Origin of the sequence: Catenibacterium sp. UBA627 (assembly GCF_002299355.1) — a bacterium.
GTDB classification, from domain to species: Bacteria; Bacillota_I; Bacilli_A; order Erysipelotrichales; family Coprobacillaceae; genus Catenibacterium; species Catenibacterium mitsuoka.
Genome location: NZ_DBPF01000088.1, coordinates 1 through 3,264 on the forward strand (window position 1 = coordinate 1; position 3,264 = coordinate 3,264).

At 35.4% G+C, this 3,264-nt stretch carries 4 protein-coding genes; 1 reads left to right on the forward strand and 3 read right to left on the reverse strand.

Features of this window, described 5'->3' with window-relative positions:
• Positions 1-30: 30 nt before the first annotated feature.
• The 3 genes from B2S90_RS05555 to B2S90_RS05565 all read right to left on the reverse strand — a co-directional run bounded on the left by B2S90_RS05555 (position 31) and on the right by B2S90_RS05565 (position 2,798).
• Entirely contained in the window at positions 31-969 is a 939-nt protein-coding gene (locus tag B2S90_RS05555) for a 3-hydroxyacyl-CoA dehydrogenase (protein ID WP_055235261.1), read from the reverse strand.
• Positions 970-1,161: 192 nt separating this feature from the next.
• A complete protein-coding gene (locus B2S90_RS05560; protein ID WP_055235184.1) occupies positions 1,162-2,442 on the reverse strand; it encodes a glucose-6-phosphate isomerase in 1,281 nt (426 codons plus the stop codon).
• Positions 2,439-2,798: a CvfD/Ygs/GSP13 family RNA-binding post-transcriptional regulator gene (locus B2S90_RS05565; protein ID WP_055235186.1), complete on the reverse strand. Its 360-nt coding sequence runs from the start codon at positions 2,796-2,798 to the stop codon at positions 2,439-2,441. Before B2S90_RS05565 ends, B2S90_RS05560 begins: the two co-directional genes overlap by 4 nt.
• A 172-nt stretch (positions 2,799-2,970) precedes the next feature.
• Between B2S90_RS05565 and B2S90_RS05570 the strand changes: the two genes are divergently transcribed.
• Positions 2,971-3,147 carry a hypothetical protein gene (locus tag B2S90_RS05570; RefSeq protein ID WP_279147342.1) on the forward strand — a complete coding sequence of 59 codons (177 nt, stop codon included), beginning with the start codon at positions 2,971-2,973 and terminating at the stop codon, positions 3,145-3,147.
• Positions 3,148-3,264: the final 117 nt, after the last annotated feature.

The window sequence follows — 3,264 nt, forward strand, 5'->3', positions numbered from 1 at the left end:
AAACTCCTGGCATTTATTTAGCTTAGTTACTTATTTTTTGTACTTATAGAATCCTTCACCAGTACTATATCCTAGTTTTCCTTGATCAATATAAGACTTCAACATCTTATGCATACCTTTAAAATTATAAGGTGCTAGGAAACCAGGAATCTTTACATACATGCCTACAATCTCATAGGCAGTCTTTAATCCTACTGTATCAAGAATCTGGAATGGTCCTTTAGGTGCACCAGTACCTAAAGTCCATGCTTTATCAATACTTTCAGGATCAGAGATACCATTGACCATTAAATCCATACCTGAGAATAATAATGGAATCAACATAGAATTGAGTAGGTAACCAGACTTTTCTTTATTGACAGGCAATGGAATCATTCTAATCTCTTTTGCAAACTTCATGACTTCATCAAAGCATGCTTTATTTGTCTTATCCTGCATCATAACTTCTGTCATATTATTCTTCCAAATCGTATTTGCAAAGTGTAATGCAAGGAACTTATCAGGTCTACCAGTAAACTTAGCTAATTTACTAGGAAGCATAGTAGAAGAATTAGTAACTAGAATTGTTTTATCAGGAAGTAGGGGAGCCATCTTTGTATAGACATCCTTCTTAGCTTCCATATTTTCTGTCATAGATTCAATGACTAAATCAGCATCTTTAACTGCTGTTTTCATATCAAGCTCTAGCTTGATTGTAGAATAAGCACGTTCTACCTTTTCTAGGCAGTTCTCCTTATCAAAATCATCATAGCCTGCAATACCCATACACCATGTATTGATAGATTTATCAATATCCATGAGATTGATTGCATCAATATAAGACTGCTTGATAGAATCAAGCTTAGGCTGTGTACGCCCTATACTGCCTTCACTTCTTAACCAGATTGTTACATCAAAACCACAATATGCTGCCTGGAATGCAATCTGTGATCCCAGAACGCCGCCACCCATAATAGTAATGTTCTTCATGTTTGTCTCCTCTCTAGTAAAATGAAAACAGAAGAACAATTTCTTCTGCTTCACTACTATCTTTTTAACATTATCTCACTTTTATTATACTGATTAAAAAGAGATTATCCAGTACACTTTGTGAAAAACATCACAATTTCTTACAAACTCATCACATTGTACAAAAAAATCCCGCGATTGCGGGATTTCTTATTAATATCCAGGCTTACCTAAAAGCTTGAACATATTCTTCTTATAAACTTCAACACCTGGCTGATTGAATGGGTTAACACCTAATAGGTAAACGCTCATTGCACAAGCCTTTTCGAAGAAGTATACCATATAACCGAAGCTATATGCATCAACATGATCAAGAGTGATCTGAATGTTAGGTACGTTACCAACATTTACATGGGCATCAATAGTACCTTCACATGCTTTCTGGTTAACATAATCAACTGTCTTACCAGCTAAATAGTTCAAACCATCTAAGTTATCTGCATCACTAGGGATTTCTAAGTTCATCTGAGGTTCTTTGATCTTTAATACAGTTTCGAATAAAACTTTAGAACCTTCCTGGATGAACTGTCCTAATGAATGAAGGTCAGTTGAGAAAGTACCACTTGTAGGTAAGATACCTTTTCCTTCCTTACCTTCAGATTCACCAAATAACTGTTTCCACCATTCAGCAGTCTGCTGTAACTGTAAGTTATAAGTTACAAACATTTCAGCTGGGTAACCAGCCTTTAATAACATCTGTCTTGCAACACCATACTGATAAGCATCGTTTGTAAGAAGATCTGGATTGTTGTATTTATCCTGTGCATCTTTAGCACCCTTTAACATTGCATCAACATCGATACCAGCCATTGCGATAGGGAATAATCCTACTGCAGTTAATACAGAATAACGTCCACCAATATCATCAGGAACTACGAATTCTGTATAACCTTCCTGGTCAGATAAAGTCTTTAATGCACCTTTATGAGCATCTGTAGTAGCAACAATTCTTCTCTGAGCTACTTCTTTACCCTTAGTTTCTTCAAGTAATTCTTTGAAGATTCTGAAAGCAACTGAAGTTTCAGTAGTTGTACCAGACTTAGAAATTACATTAATACCGAATTCTTTATCTTTTACATAGTTCTTAACCTGTGCTAAATAAGTAGCAGAGAATGTATTACCAATATAGATGATCTGAACCTTGTTTGTTGGGTAAAGACCATTGATTGCTTCAATAGCAGCTCTTGCGCCTAAGTAAGAACCACCGATACCACAAACTAATAAAACATCAATTTCTTCAGATAATTCTGCAGCCTTTTTCTTAATGTTTTCTACTTCAGTCTTGTTGTAGTTAGTAGGTAAGTCAACCCATCCTAAAAAGTCGTTACCTGCTCCTGTTTTGTTGTGGATCATATCATGAACTTCTGCGACTCTGTCCTTATATGATTCCATGCTTTCTGTTAATTTAGCTTTACTTAAATCAACGTTGATCATACATCTTCCTCCTTTGCGATTCCTCGACTGATCCATCGAGGCATCATTTCTCTTAGTGGATTAAAACCCTTAGGTGTTTCCACGATTGACTTTCTTTTGCGAAAACGCCTCTTTTTCGCGACTGCTTTTAAAGAAAGCCTTGCCTGGTGATGGACGCTATCTATATCAATGACTTTTACCTTAACCTGTTCTCCATAAAAGACAAATTGATTTACGTCACGAACAAATCCATCAGATATTTCTGATATATGAATTAATCCGCTGCTTCCATCAGGCAATAAAGCAAATGCACCATATGGTTGAATACCAGTAATGGTCACATCAACAATGTCACCTACATGAACTTGATGTTCCATTGCACGCCTCCAATCAACTGCATTATAGCATAATTATAATGGTGATAAAAGAATAGATAATAATAATTCTTTAATGTGAAAAAGATAAATAATTTGTATTTATTATAATATACTTTACAAAAAGGTGAGTATGGTATAGTTAGCGCATGCTAACATAGTAGAGGAGAAACATATGAAGAAAAAAATATTATATATCTTGGTTGCTGTATTACTCTATATACTCACACAAGTTCCAACTATTGTAAGTAACTATAAGTTTGAAGCTGGGATATGGGATACTGCAGTATGCAGACATGTTCATATGTCTGTTGGATGGATGATTGTCGTACTCTTTGTCATTCATTATTGATATTCATAAATAAATCCTTCCGTTTGTCATAGGCGGAAACCCACTGCTAATAGGTGGCGGGAGGAGCCTCGTAAATCGTATCTATTATCCCTGGCTTTCAACATATTTTTGTATAGT